This is a genomic window from Pseudonocardia alaniniphila, assembly GCF_022524485.1.
Taxonomy (GTDB): domain Bacteria; phylum Actinomycetota; class Actinomycetes; order Mycobacteriales; family Pseudonocardiaceae; genus Pseudonocardia; species Pseudonocardia alaniniphila.
Genome location: NZ_JAKXMK010000102.1, coordinates 1 through 939 on the forward strand (window position 1 = coordinate 1; position 939 = coordinate 939).

Annotated in this window: 1 pseudogene; it reads left to right on the forward strand. The window is 67.5% G+C overall.

Annotation, left to right across the window (positions count from 1 at the left end):
- Positions 1-49 precede the first annotated feature (49 nt).
- Positions 50-939 (forward strand): annotated as a pseudogene (locus MMF94_RS43165) (IS5 family transposase); the annotation flags it as partial.

Consider the following 939-nt stretch of genomic DNA (forward strand, 5'->3'; position numbering starts at 1 on the left):
AGGGCGTGTCCTGTAAGGGTCGTGACCTGCGGTAGATGATCATGCTCTGGTGGTAGGGCGTGGGGAGCTGACTGACAAGGCGTGGGCGCGGATCGAGCCGTTGCTGCCACCGGTCACGGGCCGGGGTCGGCGATGGCGTGATCACCGGCAGGTGATCAACGCGATCCTGTGGAAGCTGCGGACCGGGGCGCCGTGGCGGGACCTGCCCGAACGCTACGGCCCCTGGAAGACCGCCCACGAACGCTTGCGGATCTGGACCGCGGACGGTACCTGGGAACGCGTCCTCGACGAAGTGATCGTCAAAGACGACTCGGTCGGCAACGTGGAGTGGACTTTCAGCATCGACTCCAGCTCCGTGCGGGCCCACCAGCATTCCGCTGGAGCCCGCAAAAAAGGGGATGCGCCACCGACTGGGTCGAGCACCTCGCCATCGACGGCGAAGCCCTCGGACGATCCCGAGGGGGACTGACCAGCAAAATCCACCTCGCCGTCGACGGTCGCGGCCTGCCGATGTCGGTGATCCTCACTCCGGGACAGGCCGGGGACAACCCACAACTGCTCCCGCTGCTCGACCACGTCACGGTCGGCCGGGACGGACCCGGCCGACCACGGACCCGGCCTGATCGGGTGCTGGCCGACAAGGCTTACTCCCACCCCTCGACCCGCGCCGCGCTGCGCCAGCGTGGGATCGCCTTCACCAGCCCTGAGCGCAGTGACCAAATCGCCCGCCGTCGCGCCAAGGGCTCCCACGGTGGTCGCCCACCCGCGTTCGACCAGGCCATCTACACAGGCCGCAACGTCGTCGAGCGCTGCTTCAACCGACTCAAGCAGTTCCGTGCACTCGCCACCCGCTACGCCAAACGCGCCGCCTACTACCGCACCGAGATCATCATCGCCGCCATCGTGTTATGGCTGCGCACCGACTTACAGGACACGCCC